Raw genomic sequence first — 16301 nt, forward strand, 5'->3', positions numbered from 1 at the left:
CCCCCCCCCCCCCCCCCCCCCCCCCCCCCCCCCCCCCCCCCCCCCCCCCCCCCCCCCCCCCCCCCCCCCCCCCCCCCCCCCCCCCCCCCCCCCCCGGCTGCCCAGGAGGCCCGCCGAAGGGGTGCGGTCATCCGGGGACGGTGCAGTCGAACGCGTGCAGGTAGGGGTTGACGGGGCGGATGTCGCCGATGACCAGGCCGGCGTCCGTGAGCCTGGCGACCATGCTCTCGGTGGTGTGCTTGGCCCCGCCGACGTTGAGGAGCAGCAGCAGGTCCATGGCGGTGCTGAACCGCATCGAGGGCGTGTCGTCGACGAGGTTCTCGATGACGATGACCCGCGTTCCGGGTCCGCCCGCCTCGATGACGTTGCGCAGGGTCCGGCGGGTGCTGTCCTCGTCCCATTCCAGGATGTTCTTGATGATGTACACGTCGGCCCGGGCCGGGACGGCCACGCGGCAGTCCCCGGGCACGATCCGCATCCGGTCCGCGAGCGCGCCTCCCGGGCGCAGCCGCGGGTCGGCGTTCTCCACCACCCGCGGGAGATCGAGCAGGATGCCGCTCAGTGACGGATGCTTCTCCAGCAGGCTCGCCACCACGTGCCCCTGGCCGCCTCCGATGTCGGCCACGGTCGAGCTCCCCGACAGGTCGAGGAACTGCGCGACGTCCCGCGCGGACTGCGCGCTGGAGGTCGTCATGGCCCGGTTGAAGACATCGGCCGATTCCGGTGCGTCGTTGTTGAGGTAGTCGAAGAACTCCTTTCCGTACAGGTCCTCCACGACGTTCCGGCCGGAGCGCACCGCCTCGTCCAGCATGGGCCAGGCGTCCCAGGTCCACGGCTCGGTGCACCACAGGGAGATGAAGTGCAGGCTGTCCGGGGCGTCCTCGCGCAGCAGACGGGACATGTCGGTGTGCACGAAGGTCCCGTCCTGCTGCTCGGCGAAGATGCCGTAGCAGGTCAGGGCCCTCAACAGCCGTCGCAGCGGCTTCGGTTCGGCCTTCACGGCGGCCGCGAGGTCCGTCACGGATCGCGGGTCGTCTCCGAGGGCGTCGGCGACGCCGAGCCGGGCGGCCGCACGGATGGCCGCGGCACACGCGGCCCCGAACACGAGCTCCCTCAGGCGCATGGCCGGCGGTGGTGCGGTCTGTGCGGTCGTCATGCGCCGCTTTCCTTCCTCGAGTTCATGAGAGACCGTCCATGAGTGCCCATGGCGCCGGTCAGCACAGTCCCGCGGGCCTGGACGCCCGGCAGGAGTTGCGTGCGAAGGTGTTGTCCTTGCCGGTGTCGGCGTTGACGAGGTCCGCGGGCGCGTTGCCCTTCACCACGTTGTCGGTGATCCGGTTCCGCTCGCCGGGGATGCCCACGAAGCTCTTGAACAGGACGATGCCGCCCGACAGCGAGGAGGCGCCGACGTTGTCCATGACCCGGTTCCCCGTCACCAGGGTGTCCTCGGTACCGGTCAGCACGATGCCGGAACCCTGCAGAGCGTCCAGCCGCGCGGTCCTCGGGCAGGACTTGTTGTTCCGTGCGATGAGGTTGTCGCGCACGGTCAGGGCGCCCGCCCTCGGCGTGTTCTCGTCGCCCACGACGAACACGCCCGCGCAGTTGTCGGTCAGGTGGTTGTCCGCGACGGTGAGGTTCCGCAGGCGCCGGACGGTGATGCCGATCCGGTTGCCCGTCAGGCGATTGCCTTCGACCACCGTTCCCCCGGTGTCCTTGGCTCCCTCCTCGGCCTTGATCGTGTTCGCGAGGAACAGGCCGGCGTCGCCGTTCCCCCGGGAGGTGTTGTTCCGGAGCACACTGCGCACCGACCGCTCCTGGGCGATGCCCCAGACCCCGTTGTTCGTCGCGGTCACCTTGCGCACGGTCAGCCCGTCGGTCGCCACGGCGTGCACGCCGGTCCCGGCGAAGCCGGTCACGGTGAGGGAAGCGATGGTGACGTCCTTGACGCTGCGGTCCTTCGTCCCGGTCACACAGATGCCGTTGCCGCCCTCGGCGCAGCTGTTGCCGGCCTTCTGCGCGCTCGGCCTGACGACGGTGCTGCGGCCCATGCCGCGCAAGGTGACCCGGGGCGTGCTCACCGTGACGCTCTCGTGGTACGTACCAGGGGTCAGGAGAACGGTGTCTCCCGGCTCGGCGGAGTCCACCGCCTGCTGGATCGACTCTCCGGGAAAGACCAGGATCATCTGGGGGGCGGCGACCGACGGGGCGGCGCCGAGCCCCGTGCCGATGACCGCCGCGGCACACACCATGTAGGTGATATGGGATTTCTTCATATTTCGCACAGTATTTCCCGAAGGCCGGAGAACAGGCCGGATAGACCATCCGGCGGCGTGTCATGCGACACCGCGCCACCGCCTCCCGTTGCCCCGGCTTCTGCCCGCAGCGATGCGCCGGCGGCAGGCCGTTCAGGAGGAGCACCGGCCGGCCGGGCGGCCCTGACCGTCACGAAGGGCCCGATGCCGGGCGGAGACGGAGCCGACGGGTATGGACGCGGGTGACGGCCGGCCCGCAACGCGGTCGGGCGTGAAAACGCGTCAGGTGGCCCCGGGGCGTGGAGCCCGGGGCCACCTGACGCAGGCGTGCCGACGGCTTGCTACGGCGTCGCCCGCACCCCCGCCTCCGTCCCCGCGGCCGTCGTGACGTGCTGGGCGAGGGACCGTTCGGCCAGGAAGCCGAAGAGAAGGCCGAAGGCTGTCCAGAGCACGGCCTGGACGCCGAGGGACGCGAGGCGGAACTCCCAGAGGTCCGTGGCCGGGAAGCCGTGGGGAATGTTGTCTCCGCCGGGGAGGAAGACCATGGCCACGGCGACGGCCGCCGCGAAGGCGACCCCGGCGGCGATCGAGGCGTTCCAGTTGCCCCATGCCGGTGCCAGGCGGCGGCCGAGAAGGACGGCTGCGATGCCCAGGAGAACGCTCAGCGCGATCATCAGGAAGTAGAGGATCGTGCGTTGGTCGATGGTGTCGGGGTTGCCGACGGCCGGAGGGTTGGCCGGGTATTTCAGCGTCGGTACGAGGCAGACGGTGAGAAAGCCGGCGAGGGCGGTCAGAGCGGCGGTCGACCGGGCGTCGAACCGGCCGATGCGGCCCAGGGCGAAGCAGAACGCGAGCGTGGCGAGCCCGCCGATGGCGACGCCGAAGACGAGGACGCCGGTGGCGAGGCCCGCGGTCGACTGGACCGACCTGCTGACCAGTTCCTCGCCGCCCGCGTGATGATGGGCCTTCGCCTCCTCGAAGGCGATGGCCGCATCCACGGGGCCCTCACCCACCAGGTAGGCGAAGAAGAAGGCGAGCACGCCGGCCCCGAGGCCGGCGAGCATGCCGCGCACCAGGAGGGTGCGCACGGTGACGGAGTTCATCTGTGGGCGGCCCTGTCCTCAGTGGCAGGGGAAGCCGAGCAGGTGGCGGCCGTCGTGCACCCACTCGTGCACGCCCTCGCCGGAGAACAGCGCGGTGGCGCCCTGCTCGGCGCCGACGAAGTACAGCAGGATCAGCATCAGGACGCCGAAGAAGACGGCCCAGGGCAGGATGGCCCGGAGCGGCAGCGGCGCGGCGGTGGCCGGGGTGACGGGGGTGGGGGCGGCAGTGGACTGCGCCATCGTGAGACCTCCTCGGGAACACGCGTCCCGTAATCGTGTGGAGCACTCGACGGCGGCATCGGGTCTGACTTCCCCGGTTCCTGACGCGTGGTCAGAGGACCGAGGTCCACAGTGGCGCGACCGTGCCGGAATTGCACCGGACTTCCGTAACGCCGTCGTCCTTGTCGTCCCAGATCGTAGAGGCAATCGGGGTTCCGGCCAATATGGCCTGCACCACCTACCCTTGGCAGAACCGGTAACCAAGCCCTGGAGGAGCTTCCCGTGACCGTCCGGCTGACCCTGGTGTGCGCCGCCGCACCCTCTGTGCGTGAAGTGCGCTTCGCCGACGGACCCTTGGACGAGCGGGCGGCCCGGCAGGCGGGACGGGCGGCCGGAGCGCTGGGCGCGGCCGACCTCCGTTTCACCGCGCCGTCGCGGCGGTGCCGTGAGACGGCGGCGGCGCTGGGCTGGGAGGCGCTTGAGGAGTCGGCGCTGCGCGACCTGGGCGTGGGATCGTGGCAGGGCCGGTCTCTCGACGAGGTCGCGGCCGACGATGGCGCGGGCCTCGCGGCGTGGATGGCCGATCCCGACGCCGTTCCGCACGGCGGCGAGTCCCTGAGCGCGTTGTGCTCTCGCGTCGCCGACTGGCTGGAGACGTTGCCCGCCGAGGCGGGGCGGGTGTCCGCCGTGGTGGAGCAGGCCGTCGCGCGGGCGGCGGTACTGCACGCGCTCTCCGCGCCGGCGACCTCCTTCTGGCGCGTCGATGTGCCGCCGCTGGCCGTCGTGTGTCTCACCGGCCGGGCCGGGCGGTGGAATCTGCGCATGCGAGCCGCCGTCTCCGACGGCGACTGACCCGCGGCGGGTTCGGCGAGTCGCCCGAGGAAGGGTTCGTCGGTCCCAGGGCCGTCCGTGGCCGGGACGTGAAGTCACCGACGGCCATGGGCAGGTCGCCGGCAACGGCCGTCCGGCCGCTCGTCATGAATCTGCGCGATGAATCTGCGCGTCGAACCGCCCAGCGGTGACAGCGGCCCGTGAGCGGGCCCGTTTCTTCGAGGGGCGGGACGTGCCGGCTTGGCTGCGCCCGGCGCGACTTCCCGGGCCCCGAAATGCGGGCCGGACCGGCCCCGCGCAGGCGGGTTCCCGCGCCTCGACGCCGGGTTCCAGTCGCCGTTACCGGCCCTCTGCTTCACCGGCGTCCAGGTGGCGGCGACCGCGGGCCGCTGCCGAGGTTCACCTGCGGCTCACCGTTCGCGGCGCCGAGGCCGGCCGCCACCATGGGCGCCCGGAGCTGAGGGAGGTGACCGGTTGGATCTGCCCGGGTGGGGAGTCCGGTGCACGGACCTTCCCCGGACGGACCGCACCCACGGCGCTCGGCCCTCGGCCGGCATCGGGAGGAGCCGTCGAAGCCGCCGGTCGCACAGGCCCTGCTGGTGCTGTGACCGGAAAGGTTCACCGGCTCGCGACGCCCGGCACGGCACCTCGCCGCGCTGTCGCATCACCCGCGTACCTCCAGTACGCGGGTGCTACTCCGCCTTGCGATGCTCCCCCACTGCCTGAACGGCGTGGGAGGTCCCCCGGCGCCGGACGCCGCGAGCTGTCCGCGGCAAACCCTTCCGGTCACAGCACTGGAGTCGTATGCGGCCATGGTGTGAGGCTTCGAGCCCGGTCGGACAGGGCAGGAGGACGCCCGCCGCACTCCGGTCGGTGCCGCACATGTGACGACGACGGCCCACCGCCGCGCTCGGTGTCACCGAGCCGCACGTCCTGTCCGGATCAGTGGTGCGCGTGCAGCCCGTCCGCCGAGTAGTCGTGGCTGTGCCGCCAGCCCGCCGGAACGCGGGTGGCCCCGGCGAGGTGAGGATGGCCGGCGTGCAGGTCCGTGTGCTCGTGCTCGGTGACCACCCCCTCCCGCCTCGGCCACAGGCGTACCGCCAGCAGTGCCGCCGCCAGGGCGATCCCGCCCAGGGCGACCACGGCCGCCTGAAGCCCCGCTGCGGCGCCGAGCCAGCCGGCCAGGGGATACGTCAGCAGCCAGCAGCCGTGGGAGAGGGAGAACTGCGCGGCGAACGCGGACGTCCGCTGATCGGCCGGCGCCGAACGGCGGATGAGCCGTCCCGTCGGTGTGAGCACCATCGAGCAGGCGGCGCCGAAGGCCAGCCATGCCAGAAGCAGTGCGGGCCATCGCCAACCACCGCTCCCGGGGGCCGTGATGGCGCCGAGACCGAGGAACACGGCGGTCAGCAGCAGCGCCCCACGCAGCATGACCGTGCGGTCGGGGACGCGGTCGAGCACCCTGGGCAGCAGCAACGCCACGGTCATCGAGCCCGCGCCGTACGCGCCGAGCGCGAGCGAGACGTCGGTGCCGTTGCCGTCGAACCGGTCGCGGACGTAGACCACCGTGTTGACCGTGACCATGGCGCTCGCGGCGGCCACGGCCAGATTGAGGGCGAGCAGGGCCCGCAGCCGCGCGGTGCGGAGGAACAGACGGGTTCCGGCGGTCGCCTTGGCGTGGGAACCGCTCGGCCGGGCCGTGCAGGCGGCGCCGACCGGCTTGGGCAGGACGGCGGAGACCACCAGGGCGGCGGAGGCGAGGAAGCCGCACACCGTCCCCAGGAACAGCCAGTTGTAGCTCACTACGGTGAGCAGGGCCGCCGCGAGCGCCGGGCAGGCCAGGCTCTCCAGGTCGTACGCCAGCCGCGACAGGGAGAGCGCCCGGGTGTAGTCGCGTTCGGCGGGCAGTACGTCCGGGATGACCGCCTGGAAGGTCGGCGTGAACGCGGCGGAGGCCGCCTGGAGCAGGAAGATCAGGACGTAGACCTGCCAGACCTGGTCCACGAAGGGGAGCGTGAGCGCCACGGCGGCCCGGACCAGGTCCGCGCCGACCAGGAGCGCGCGCCGCGGCAGCCGGTCGGCGACCGCGCCGATCACCGGGGCGATCGCCACGTACGCCGTCATCTTGATGGCGAGCGCGGTACCGAGCACCGAACCGGCCTCGGCGCCCGCGATGTCGTAGGCCAGCAGCCCCAGCGCCACCGTGGCCAGGCCGGTGCCGACCAGGGCGATGGCCTGGGCCGTGAAGAGATGGCGATACGTACGGTCGCGCAGAACGGACAGCATGCGGCGGCCCTTCGACCGGCTCGACGAGGACGACGGACCTCCACTGTATCCATAGGTGCGCATCTGTGCACATGTCGATCGTCGAGGGAGTCGCCGACGAGGTCCTGCCCGCACCCGTACGGCCTACGCTGGGGCTCATGCCAGTGCGCGAGTCCTTGTCATCCGCTACCGGTGCGCATCTGCGTGACCCGGACAGCCTGCGCCTCGCGGAGGCGACCGAGGTGTTCGCCCTCCTGTCCGACGTGACCCGACTCCATCTGCTGTGGCTGCTCGCGCAGGGCGAGGCAGACGTCGGCTCGCTCACCGAGCGGTGCGCGGCGTCACGCACGGCGGTCAGCCGGCACCTGGCCAAACTCCGGCTCGCGGGGCTCGTCGAGACTCGGCGAGAGGGGCGGCACATCCACTACAGCCTGCGCGACGGGCATCTGCGGCGTCTCGTCCTGGAAGCACTCAGCCACGCGGATCACCGGGTGAGCGGAACGGCATCGCACGACTGAGCAGCCGGACCGAGACGCACGGTCTCCCGGCCGCTTCCGTGGTCCGGGTTCCCCCGTATCCCGCTGGGAGCCGGCGGGACACGGGGCGCGGTCACGTCGCCATCGGCCGTGTGGGCCCGCCTACGCCGACGCGCCGGACCGGCGGCGTACGAGGTGGACGGCCCCGCCCGCGACGACGAGCACGGCCGCTCCGATGCCGGCCCACGCTCCGGCGGACAGGCCGATGTCGCCCTCCTCGCCCGCCCCCGCGGCCGCAGTGGCCGTGGCCGTGGTGTCGGCTTCGACGGAGGTCGGGGTGGGCGACGGGGAGGCCGCCTCGGTCTCCGTCTCGGTCGGGGACGGGCTGACCGGCTTCGCGCCGGGCGCGGCGGGCTTGAGTTCGAGGAAGGGGGCCTCGTTGCCGTGGCCGTCACCGCTGGGCTCGCTCAGCTCGATCCAGCGGTCGATCCTGCCGTCGCTGTAGGTCTGGAGCGTCTTGAAAGCCAACTTCTTCGCGTCCGGGAGCTGGCGCACGACGACGGAGTACGCCACGTCCTCGCCCGCCTTCACGGCCGGGCCCTTGACCGTGTAACCGTCGTCGTCGGCGGTGAACTTCCAGCCCTTCGGACCCTCCCCGTAGGTGACGTCGGCGGGTGCGATGCCCTCGGGCAGGACCACGCGCAGCTCGGTGATGCCGGCCGCGTCGGACTCGGACTCGGCGACGAAGTCGAGTTCGACGTTCTCGGCGAGGGCCCGGGCGTTGTCCGACTCGACCTCCACGTGGGCGGCGGCGGGACCGGCGACGAGCAGGACGGCCGTGGCGGCCACGGCGGTGGTCAGGGTCAGACGCCGGGCGGTGCGGCGCCCGGTGACGGCACGGAACATGAGTGTCTCCAGACAGGGGGAGCCAGGGGGCGAATTGAAAGGGCCGGTCCCAGCGGTGTCAAAGGGCGAGAGGTATTCCCGCCTGGGGAGGGCCCCGCCGCACCACGACGTTCGCGAGCACCCTAGCCCGGGGCGGTCGGCGCCTCGTCCGGGTCGGAGGGAACGTCGGCTGCCCGGAATCCGCCGAGGCGCTGCCCTCGGCCCACAGGGCCCAGGCGGTGGCGATTCCCCCGCGCACGGCTCCGACCGTCGACGTCAGCCCCCGTGCCAGACGCCGGCACGCCGCGTCCGCGCGGTGCAGGAGCACGGCGACCCCGACGGCGGCGACGGCATGGACGGCGGTCATGGCCGGCGAGTCGTGCAACCGGTCGTGCCACGCCTCGTGGACACCCACCGACCGACGATGGACGTGCCCGTGTGCGGCGGGAGTCGTCTCGTGGGCACTCGAAAGCCACAGGTGCACGCCCATCTGCACGGCACCGCACGTCGCCACCACCGAGCCGAGCGAGCGCGGTCGCCGCGCGCCGGCCGGACCGACCGCGAACAGCACGCCGGCCGTCACCACGCACTTGCGCCAGGGCAGACGGGCCTCGGCGACCAGGTGGTGTGCGCTCGCCCCCAACACCGTGCCGACGACCGCGAAGACCACGGCCCGTGGAACGGGCACTGGCGCGCGGTGCGACGTGGTGCGGAACTCGTTCATGATCCGCCCATCATCGGTCATCGCGCGGTCGTCCGGCAGGAGGGTCCCGCAAACCGATCGCGGGTGTGCGCCTCGGAAGGGAGGCACAACAGACCCGTGAGGAGCGGATGTTGCCCAGGCCGGAGACGGTGGCGTCGTGCGGGCCCGCGTGGGGCGCCTCGCTGCGGGGCCGCCGCCAGAACATGACCACGGTCGCTTCGCACCCGGGCCGAGGGGCCGGCTCGGGCTGGTGATCCTTTCTCCCCACAGGCGTGAGGGGCGACATGCGCACCGTCGGAACTCGCCCGCTGTCCCGCCCGATTGCTGAATCGGTACGGCGCCATCAGGCCGACGCCGTACGACGTGGACGGGAGACACGGTTGATGGAGGAACCCCGGCGACGGAGGAAGGCCACTGCGGTCGGCCGGCCATGCAGGGCGTGTCAGCGCCGAGCACGGCCCCTCCAAGGCGAGGGAGTCGGCGGCGCTCGGAGAGCAGGCGTCAGCCTGCCGGGCGGAACTCACGCGTGTTCTTCCGAACCGACGCCGGCGAGCCACAGAAGTGCTGTGCCGGGCACGCGAGCGGGGGTTGGCACGACCTGTCCAGCCGGCATGGCGGTCGTGGTCACCGGACGGGCGGGGCCCAGCAGCTTCGCCCGTGGCGGGTGAGGCGCGGGACGGGCCCCTGAGCTGGGATGGAGACGGCGACCGGTCGGTGGCGGTCGTCGCCCGGGGGACGCTCAGCGGTGTCCCGGGCCGACTCGGCGAGGTGGACACCGTGGCGCACTGGCGGGCTCTGATCGTTCTCGGGACGGCCCAGTTCCTGATGGTTCTGGACACCTCCGTCATGAACGTCTCGATCAGTCAGCTGGTCGAGGACTTCGACACCGAGGTCACGGCCATCCAGACCGTGATCACTCTGTACGCGCTGGTCATGGCCGCCTTCATGCTCATCGGAGGACGCCTCGGGGACATCCTCGGGCGACGCCGCGTCTTCCTCCTGGGCCTCCTCGTCTACGCCACCGGTTCGGCCCTGACCGCCGTCGCCCCGACCCTTTGGGTCCTCACGGTGGGCTGGTCCGTCATCGAGGGAATCGGGGCCGCCATGGTGCTGCCGGCCATGGCGGCCCTGGTCGCCGAGTCCTATCGAGGGCGGGACCGGGCCGTCGCCTACGGCGTCATCGGCGGACTCGCCGGTGCGGGCATCGCGGTCGGCCCGCTGCTGGGCGGCTGGGTGACGACGTACCTCACCTGGCGGCTGGTCTTCGCCGGCGAGGTGGTCGTCGTCGTGACCGTCCTCTGCTTCCGGCGGGTGATCGCGGACACCCCGCGGACCGGACGGCGCCCCAGGCTGGACGCCGTCGGCGCGACCCTCTCGGCCGCCGGTCTCGCGCTCGGTGTGCTGGGGGTGCTCCAGAGCGGCACCTGGGGCTGGGTGCAGCCCCGGAATCCGCCCTTCACGATCCTCGGATTCGCGCCGACGCTGTTCGTCGTCGCCGCCGGAGTGGCCGTACTGGCCTTCTTCCGGCACTGGGAACGGCACCGGGAGCGCCAGGACCGCGACCCCCTGGTGAATCTGTCCCTGCTGGGCGTACCCGCCCTGCGGTCCGGCCTGATGACGCTGGTGAGCCAGAACCTCATCCTGCTCGGCCTGTTCTTCACCATCCCGCTGTATCTCCAGGTCGTCCAGGGGTTCGACGCGTTCCAGACGGGACTGCGGCTGCTACCGGTGTCCATCACCATGCTCGTGGCGTCCACTGCCGCCGCCCGGCTGGGACGGCTGGTGGGGCCGCGCCGCATGGTCCGGCTGGGCCTGGCCGCACTCGTCGGGGCCGTCGTGTGGCTGCTGGCCACCATCGACCCCGTCATCGACGACGCGCAGTTCGCCTGCGCCATGGCCCTGCTCGGCGTGGGCATGGGCATGCTCGCCTCGCAACTGGGCAATGTCGTCCAGTCCAGCGTGGACGAGGAGGAACGCAGCGAGGCCGGCGGCTTGCAGTTCACCGCGCAGAACCTGGGCTCCGCGCTGGGCACGGCGCTCATCGGGTCGCTCCTCGTCGGCGCGCTGGCCCACGCCTTCACCTCACAGGTGGCCGACGACCCGCGCCTGTCCGAGGAGACCCGCGAGCGGACGGGCATCGCCCTGGAGGCCGGGATCTCGTTCGTCCCCACCGACCAGGTGCGCTCGGCCGCCGAACGGGCCGGACTGCCGCCGTCCGAGGTCGACGCGCTCACCGACGCGTACGCCTCGGCCCAGCTGAACGGCCTGAAGGCGGCCCTCCTCGCCGCCGGCGGCATCACCCTCGCCAGCTATCTCGTCACACCGCATCTGCCGACGGGGCGGACGAGACGGACGGGCGGGAAAGGACGGGCACTGCCGCCGGACTCCGACGCGTCGGCCGCCCGGGCGCCCGGACCGACCCGCCGCTCATGAAGGGGGTTCCCGTGTCCGAGCGCGACCGGACCACCACCCAGGCCCAGACCAAGCTCCACGCGCACTCCACGGCCCGCGCCAAGCGGGCCGAGCGCCGGGCCCACGCGGACTACACCGGCGGCATCTACGGCTCCATGCTGGCGGCGTCCGTGGTACTCGGCGCCGGCACGCTGGGATCCTTCCCCCGGCTGGAGATCGTGCTGCTGTTGCTGCTCACCGGCATGGTCTTCTGGGTCGCGCACGTGCACGCCGTGCTGTTCGGGGAACGCCTCGCCCAGCGGACCCTGGACCACCGGGTCGTGCTGCGCGTCTGCCGGGAGGAGTGGCCGATCATGAAGGCCGCCGTCCCACCGGCCCTGGCGGTGGCGATCAGTCCGCTCCTCGGCCTGGACGTTCAGGGCGCCGTCTGGCTGGCGCTCTCCGTCGCCCTGGCCGGGCAGGTCGGCTGGTCCGTCGCGGCGGCACGATGGGCCGGGGCCTCCTGGCGTCTGGTGCTGCTCGCCGCCTCCGTCAATGTGCTGCTGGGCCTGCCGATCATCTGCTTCAAGCTCCTCCTGAAGCACTGATCCGGCCCCCTCGTCCACCGCACCGGGCAGTTCACCTGCACGGGGTGAGGTCTCGGGACACACCGACCGGCACGATCGTCGGGTAGGGACGGAGTCCCCCCGGCCGCCCGCGGGAGAACAGCTCATGCGCTACGAGATCCGCGTCGAGGGACATATGTCGGAGACGCTGGCCAAGGCCTTTCCGGAGCTGGACCATGTGCTGATGTCCGGTCAGACCCTGCTGTTCGGCCAGGTCGTCGACGAGGCACACCTGTACGGGCTGCTGGCGCGCTGCCGGTCGCTGGGACTGCGTGTCGTGGAGATGCGACAGCTGCCGGGATGACTCACGGCCCGGACTTCCGGCCCCGTCCTTCGGGCCCGGCACCGGAGCCTCCCGGGGCGGAGGGGTCGTCACCCCGACGACGGAGCCCCACCTGTACCGCGGTCGCCAGCACCCGGGCGGCACCGCCCACGAGCAGCAGACCCACCACCATCTGGATCATGGTCGCCACCCGCCCCGTCTGCGAACGGGCGGTGATGTCGCCGAATCCGACGGTGGTGAACGTGGTCAGCGTGAAGTACAGGGAGTCCGTCCTGGTCAGGGTCTCACTGAAGGAGCCCGGCGTCGTGTGGTCCATCAAGTAGTACGTGGTGGCGAACAGCACCAGAACCAGGACCAGGGTCGCGGTGAGGGTCTCGACGGCCCGCAGCCGGGGATAGGGCGAGCGCGCGATGGTCCTGACCTCCCACAGGAACAGCAGCAGCACCGCCAGCATGCCCCCCACGATCAGCACCAGAGCACTGCCGGTGCGGTAGTCCTCCAGCGGCAGCAGGTAGTACGCGGTGAGGGCGCCGACGCTCAGGACCACCGTCCGGCTGACCACTCCGGCCGCCACCCGCCGCCGGGTACGGCGTTCACGGGTGCGCCGGGAGCGGCCGTGGCCCGCCCGTGTCCCAGAGGGATCACTCATCTCGTTCCCGTCCTCTCCGCCACGCGGTCGGTGCGCGCCCCCGCCGACCGGCCCGCCCCACGGGGATGCCCCGTCCACCGCCCCGGCCCCACACGGATACCCCCGGATCACCCGCCGCGGGTGACCCGGGGGACGGCCGAACGGGGGGACGCTGGCCGAGTCGGCCACCGCGTCGCCGCCGGCGGACGGCCACCACATGGCCAAAGGCGCGTGAACGCCTTGGGTGACAGTGGAGGAGGACCTCTATGACCACGTCGCACGCCCCGGCGCCGGCCTGCGGACGGACCCGCCACCGCCGCCTTCGCAACGTGGCCGGTGTCCCGTACCGAGCGGTTTCATGAGCCATGGCCAGAAGGCGTGGCCCGGTTGCGCCCACCCGCGGAAGCAGGGCCGAACGGGTCGCCGCCGGACTGCGCGCGGGCCCGGCCGCCCGCCTCCTCCCCCGTCTGTCGGCCCTCAACGTGGTGGAGGGCTCCGTGCGACTGGCCGCTCAGGCCTTCGTCACGGCGCTCCCCCTGCTGATGACGGTGGCGGCGTTCGCGCCCGGCGCGGTGCAGGACCTGCTCGTCGATTCGCTCCGCGCGGTGCTGGGGATTCGCGGTGACACGCTCGACGAGATGCGTCAGGCCTTCGCCGCGACCGGCACCGCCCGGGACACCGTGGGAGCCCTCGGGGTGATGATCACGCTCATCTCCGCCACCGCCTTCAGCCGGGCGCTCCAGGCGGTGTGCGAACGGTGCTGGCACCTGCCGCGGGCACCGCTGCGGGCCGCGACGGCGTGGCGTTGGCTGCTCTGGCTGGTGGTCTGGCTGGGCGTCCTGCTCTTCCAGGCCCCCCTGCGCGGCGGCTTCGGGCTGGGCACGGTGACGGGGCTGGTGCTGTCCGTGCTGTCGGCGCCGCTGCTGTGGTGGTGGTCCCAGCACCTGCTGCTGGGCGGACGGGTCGGCTGGCGTGCGCTGCTCCCCGGAGCCGTGCTGGCGGGAACGGGCACGGTGGTGCTGAGCTGGACGGCCCGCCTGTTCATGCCCGCTGCCATGCAGCGCAGCCTGGAGGAGTTCGGCCCGCTCGGACCGGTCTTCACGTTCATGTCCTGGCTGATCGCGGTCTTCCTGGTCGCGGTGTCCGGCCTGGCCCTCGGCCCCGTGGTCGCGTCGAGCGCCTGGTACCGGGCGGCCACCCTCCCGCGCCGCCGGACGCCGGAGCACGAGTGAGCCGATGCGCGGCCGGTCCGCCCCGGCGGTGCGGCTTCATCCTTCCCGGGTGAGGACGCGCGGTCCCCGGCGTGCGCACGCTGAGGGGGCAAGGCCGGGCGTGACTGCCGGGCACGGGCAGGACGGAGGACAGACATGAGTGGGCCGACCTATCTCGCGTACGACTATCCACTGCTGAGCGCCTTCTGGACGATGCTGGTGTTCTTCCTGTGGATCATGTGGTTCGTCCTGCTGTTCCGGGTCATCGCCGACATCTTCCGCGACGACGAGCTGAACGGCTGGGCCAAGGCGGGCTGGCTGGTGTTCGCCATCGTCCTGCCGTTCCTCGGCGTGTTCGTCTACGTGGTCGCCCGTGGCAAGAACATGGGCCGCCGCGAGGTGGCGCAGGCACGGGCCCAACAGCAGGCCTTCGACAGCTACATCCGTGAGACCGCCGCCGGCTCCGGTGGCAGGCCCACCAGTGTCGACGAACTGACCAGACTGTCCGAGATCCGCGCCCGCGGTGACATCACCGACGACGAGTTCCGCCGGGCCAAGGAACTGGTGCTGAGCGGCTCCGGCACCTCGGAACGCTGACTCACGTCCCCCACTCCTCCGGTCGCCGACCGCGCCCGGAGTCCACACGAAACGAGGCAGCAGAATGGCAACCACACACCACACCCGCCCCACGGGCACGCACTCGGCCAAGCAGGGATGGGCCGTCGGACTGACGGCGTTCGCCGCCGTCATGCTCCTCATCGCAGGTGTTCTCGACGTCCTGCGCGGCATCGCGGCGATCGCCGAGGACGACATCTTCCTCAGCACCCGCAACTACGTCTACGAGTTCGACCTCACCAGCTGGGGCTGGATCCATCTGATCCTGGGTGCCGTCGCCCTGATCGTGAGTGCCGGGCTGTTCCAGACGTCCACGTGGGCACGCGTCGCCGGAGTGGGGATCGCCTCGCTCATCATCGTCGCGAACTTCCTCTCGCTGCCGTACTACCCGGCCTGGTCGATCGTGATGATCGCGATGTCCGGCTTCGTCATCTGGGCGCTGTGCGTGGTGCGCAAGGACTCCCTCGCCTCGAGCGGCATGTGAGAGGACGACGGGCCCTGGAGGCGCTGACCACCCGGTCCGCGGGCCGTCGACTCGGCCCGCCCCGGCCGCCGGGAGCGGCTGGACTGCGGACGGCTCGGCCTGCTGTGCGTGCGGGTGGACGACACCGCGCAGGCCGGAAGGGCGCGCGGTGCCCGCTCCGGCGGCCTGGTGCGGCTCACCCGCCCGGACGGCGATCGTCGAAGCGGACACGGACACCGTCCCGGTCGGTGTCCACGGGAGCACGTGCTGCTGCTCACGCCGGTGCTGTGCCGTGTGGAGCCGGGAGCGCCACGCGGCCGGGTGCCTCGCGACCGTCCCGGCACGCCGCTCGGCGGAGCGACGGCCGACTTGCCGCGCGTCACCCGGCTCGGCGCGGCCAGTCGGTCGGCCCGGCGCGGGCAGCACGCCCCGACGGCCACCCGGTCCGCGGAACCGGGTGACCCGCGCCGGTCGGCGCACCAGAACACCAGGAAAGGCGGAGACCCATGTGCCGGTGGCTTGCCTACTCGGGAACACCCGTACTGCTCGACACCATCCTGTACCGGCCCGCGCACTCGCTGATCGACCAGAGCCTGCACTCGCGGATGGGTGTGGAGACGACCAACGGCGACGGGTTCGGTGTCGGCTGGTACGACGCGTCCTCGCACACCCGCTCACCGGCCGTCTTCCGGGACATCGGGCCGGCGTGGAGCAACCGCAATCTGCGGGAGATCGCCGACCACGTCCAGTCCCCGCTGTTCTTCGCCCACATCCGGGCGACCACCGGCACGGCGGTACAGCAGACCAACTGCCATCCGTTCCGCCACGGCCGCTGGATGTGGATGCACAACGGCGCGATCGCCGAGTTCCACCGGATGCGCCGGGACCTCGCGCTCGCCGTCGACCCGGAGCTCTTCCCCGACATGGAGGGGTCGACGGACTCCGAGATGATGTTCTATCTGGCGCTCACCTTCGGTCTGGAGCAGGACCCGCCGGGCGCCGTCGCGCGGATGGCGGGCCTGGTGGAGCGGATCGGTCACGAACACGGTGTTGAGTTCCCGCTCCAGATGACGGTGGCCGTCACGGAGGGGCAGCGGCTGTGGGCCTTCCGCTACTCCAGCCAGGGCGCCTCGCGCTCGCTCTACTACAGCACCCAGGTGGAGACGCTCCGGTCGCTCCACCCGGACCTGACCTTCCTGCGCGAGGTCTCCGACGAGACCCGGCTCGTCGTCTCGGAGCCGCTGGGCGATCTGCCCGGCGCCTGGAACAAGGTCCCGGAGAGCAGCTACGGCGTGGTGCAGCCGGGCGGCGACGAACTGCTCCCCTTCGTCCCGCAGAACTGAGGCCGGG

Annotated in this window: 17 protein-coding genes; 9 read left to right on the top strand and 8 right to left on the bottom strand. The window is 72.1% G+C overall.

Annotated features, from left to right (window positions below; genetic code table 11):
* Positions 1-127: 127 nt before the first annotated feature.
* The 4 genes from ACZ43N_RS20040 to ACZ43N_RS20055 all read right to left on the bottom strand — a co-directional run bounded on the left by ACZ43N_RS20040 (position 128) and on the right by ACZ43N_RS20055 (position 3595).
* The gene (locus ACZ43N_RS20040; RefSeq protein WP_468099065.1) at positions 128-1156 is read right to left on the bottom strand and encodes a methyltransferase; all 1029 of its coding nucleotides are present in this window, start codon (positions 1154-1156) and stop codon (positions 128-130) included.
* 58 nt (positions 1157-1214) lie between these two features.
* The gene (locus tag ACZ43N_RS20045) at positions 1215-2273 is read right to left on the bottom strand and encodes a right-handed parallel beta-helix repeat-containing protein (RefSeq protein WP_468099067.1); all 1059 of its coding nucleotides are present in this window, start codon (positions 2271-2273) and stop codon (positions 1215-1217) included.
* 320 nt (positions 2274-2593) lie between these two features.
* Complete coding sequence (locus ACZ43N_RS20050) at positions 2594-3355, bottom strand: CbtA family protein (RefSeq protein WP_468099068.1); 762 nt, start codon at positions 3353-3355, stop codon at positions 2594-2596.
* Positions 3356-3373: 18 nt separating this feature from the next.
* Positions 3374-3595 (bottom strand): CbtB domain-containing protein, encoded by a 222-nt coding sequence (locus ACZ43N_RS20055; protein ID WP_468099069.1) that lies wholly within the window; start codon positions 3593-3595, stop codon positions 3374-3376.
* 261 nt (positions 3596-3856) lie between these two features.
* On the opposite strand from ACZ43N_RS20055, the gene ACZ43N_RS20060 reads away from it, so the two are divergent.
* Positions 3857-4426 carry a histidine phosphatase family protein gene (locus ACZ43N_RS20060; protein ID WP_468099070.1) on the top strand — a complete coding sequence of 190 codons (570 nt, stop codon included), beginning with the start codon at positions 3857-3859 and terminating at the stop codon, positions 4424-4426.
* Between the two features lie 921 nt (positions 4427-5347).
* Here ACZ43N_RS20060 and ACZ43N_RS20065 read toward each other — a convergent pair.
* Positions 5348-6691: an MFS transporter gene (locus tag ACZ43N_RS20065; RefSeq protein ID WP_468099071.1), complete on the bottom strand. Its 1344-nt coding sequence runs from the start codon at positions 6689-6691 to the stop codon at positions 5348-5350.
* Positions 6692-6828: 137 nt separating this feature from the next.
* Between ACZ43N_RS20065 and ACZ43N_RS20070 the strand changes: the two genes are divergently transcribed.
* A complete protein-coding gene (locus ACZ43N_RS20070) occupies positions 6829-7188 on the top strand; it encodes an ArsR/SmtB family transcription factor (RefSeq protein ID WP_468099470.1) in 360 nt (119 codons plus the stop codon).
* A gap of 120 nt (positions 7189-7308) precedes the next feature.
* On the opposite strand, the gene ACZ43N_RS20075 is transcribed toward ACZ43N_RS20070, so the two are convergent.
* Positions 7309-8052 (bottom strand): DUF1775 domain-containing protein, encoded by a 744-nt coding sequence (locus ACZ43N_RS20075; protein ID WP_468099073.1) that lies wholly within the window; start codon positions 8050-8052, stop codon positions 7309-7311.
* Between the two features lie 58 nt (positions 8053-8110).
* Positions 8111-8776, bottom strand: coding sequence for a hypothetical protein (locus ACZ43N_RS20080; RefSeq protein ID WP_468099074.1), 666 nt, complete (start codon positions 8774-8776; stop codon positions 8111-8113).
* A 735-nt stretch (positions 8777-9511) separates the two neighbouring features.
* Here ACZ43N_RS20080 and ACZ43N_RS20085 point away from each other — a divergent pair.
* From ACZ43N_RS20085 to ACZ43N_RS20095, 3 genes are all read left to right on the top strand, one after another.
* Positions 9512-11167, top strand: coding sequence for an MFS transporter (locus tag ACZ43N_RS20085; RefSeq protein ID WP_468099472.1), 1656 nt, complete (start codon positions 9512-9514; stop codon positions 11165-11167).
* Positions 11168-11178: 11 nt separating this feature from the next.
* A complete protein-coding gene (locus ACZ43N_RS20090; protein WP_468099075.1) occupies positions 11179-11733 on the top strand; it encodes a hypothetical protein in 555 nt (184 codons plus the stop codon).
* A gap of 124 nt (positions 11734-11857) precedes the next feature.
* Positions 11858-12055 (top strand): hypothetical protein, encoded by a 198-nt coding sequence (locus tag ACZ43N_RS20095; RefSeq protein WP_468099076.1) that lies wholly within the window; start codon positions 11858-11860, stop codon positions 12053-12055.
* Between the two features lies 1 nt (position 12056).
* Here ACZ43N_RS20095 and ACZ43N_RS20100 read toward each other — a convergent pair whose 3' ends face one another.
* Positions 12057-12683 (bottom strand): potassium channel family protein, encoded by a 627-nt coding sequence (locus ACZ43N_RS20100; protein WP_468099077.1) that lies wholly within the window; start codon positions 12681-12683, stop codon positions 12057-12059.
* A 344-nt stretch (positions 12684-13027) separates the two neighbouring features.
* Between ACZ43N_RS20100 and ACZ43N_RS20105 the strand changes: the two genes are divergently transcribed.
* The 4 genes from ACZ43N_RS20105 to ACZ43N_RS20120 all read left to right on the top strand — a co-directional run bounded on the left by ACZ43N_RS20105 (position 13028) and on the right by ACZ43N_RS20120 (position 16294).
* Positions 13028-13894: a YhjD/YihY/BrkB family envelope integrity protein gene (locus ACZ43N_RS20105; RefSeq protein ID WP_468099078.1), complete on the top strand. Its 867-nt coding sequence runs from the start codon at positions 13028-13030 to the stop codon at positions 13892-13894.
* A gap of 135 nt (positions 13895-14029) precedes the next feature.
* Entirely contained in the window at positions 14030-14470 is a 441-nt protein-coding gene (locus ACZ43N_RS20110; RefSeq protein WP_468099079.1) for an SHOCT domain-containing protein, read from the top strand.
* A 64-nt stretch (positions 14471-14534) separates the two neighbouring features.
* Positions 14535-14972, top strand: a complete 438-nt coding sequence (locus ACZ43N_RS20115; protein ID WP_468099080.1) for a DUF7144 family membrane protein — start codon at positions 14535-14537, stop codon at positions 14970-14972.
* Between the two features lie 485 nt (positions 14973-15457).
* Positions 15458-16294 (top strand): class II glutamine amidotransferase, encoded by an 837-nt coding sequence (locus ACZ43N_RS20120; RefSeq protein WP_468099081.1) that lies wholly within the window; start codon positions 15458-15460, stop codon positions 16292-16294.
* The last annotated feature ends 7 nt before the right edge of the window (positions 16295-16301 follow it).

The organism is Streptomyces sp. NPDC030814, assembly GCF_055572155.1.

Coding starts and splice junctions, on each gene's coding strand:
- ACZ43N_RS20040 (WP_468099065.1), bottom strand. CDS start 1,156: ATGACGACCGCACAGACCGCACCACCGCCGGCCATGCGCCTGAGGGAG.
- ACZ43N_RS20045 (WP_468099067.1), bottom strand. CDS start 2,273: ATGAAGAAATCCCATATCACCTACATGGTGTGTGCCGCGGCGGTCATC.
- ACZ43N_RS20050 (WP_468099068.1), bottom strand. CDS start 3,355: ATGAACTCCGTCACCGTGCGCACCCTCCTGGTGCGCGGCATGCTCGCC.
- ACZ43N_RS20055 (WP_468099069.1), bottom strand. CDS start 3,595: ATGGCGCAGTCCACTGCCGCCCCCACCCCCGTCACCCCGGCCACCGCC.
- ACZ43N_RS20065 (WP_468099071.1), bottom strand. CDS start 6,691: ATGCTGTCCGTTCTGCGCGACCGTACGTATCGCCATCTCTTCACGGCC.
- ACZ43N_RS20070 (WP_468099470.1), top strand. CDS start 6,829: ATGCCAGTGCGCGAGTCCTTGTCATCCGCTACCGGTGCGCATCTGCGT.
- ACZ43N_RS20075 (WP_468099073.1), bottom strand. CDS start 8,052: ATGTTCCGTGCCGTCACCGGGCGCCGCACCGCCCGGCGTCTGACCCTG.
- ACZ43N_RS20080 (WP_468099074.1), bottom strand. CDS start 8,776: ATGACCGATGATGGGCGGATCATGAACGAGTTCCGCACCACGTCGCAC.
- ACZ43N_RS20095 (WP_468099076.1), top strand. CDS start 11,858: ATGCGCTACGAGATCCGCGTCGAGGGACATATGTCGGAGACGCTGGCC.
- ACZ43N_RS20100 (WP_468099077.1), bottom strand. CDS start 12,683: ATGAGTGATCCCTCTGGGACACGGGCGGGCCACGGCCGCTCCCGGCGC.
- ACZ43N_RS20105 (WP_468099078.1), top strand. CDS start 13,028: ATGGCCAGAAGGCGTGGCCCGGTTGCGCCCACCCGCGGAAGCAGGGCC.
- ACZ43N_RS20110 (WP_468099079.1), top strand. CDS start 14,030: ATGAGTGGGCCGACCTATCTCGCGTACGACTATCCACTGCTGAGCGCC.
- ACZ43N_RS20115 (WP_468099080.1), top strand. CDS start 14,535: ATGGCAACCACACACCACACCCGCCCCACGGGCACGCACTCGGCCAAG.
- ACZ43N_RS20120 (WP_468099081.1), top strand. CDS start 15,458: ATGTGCCGGTGGCTTGCCTACTCGGGAACACCCGTACTGCTCGACACC.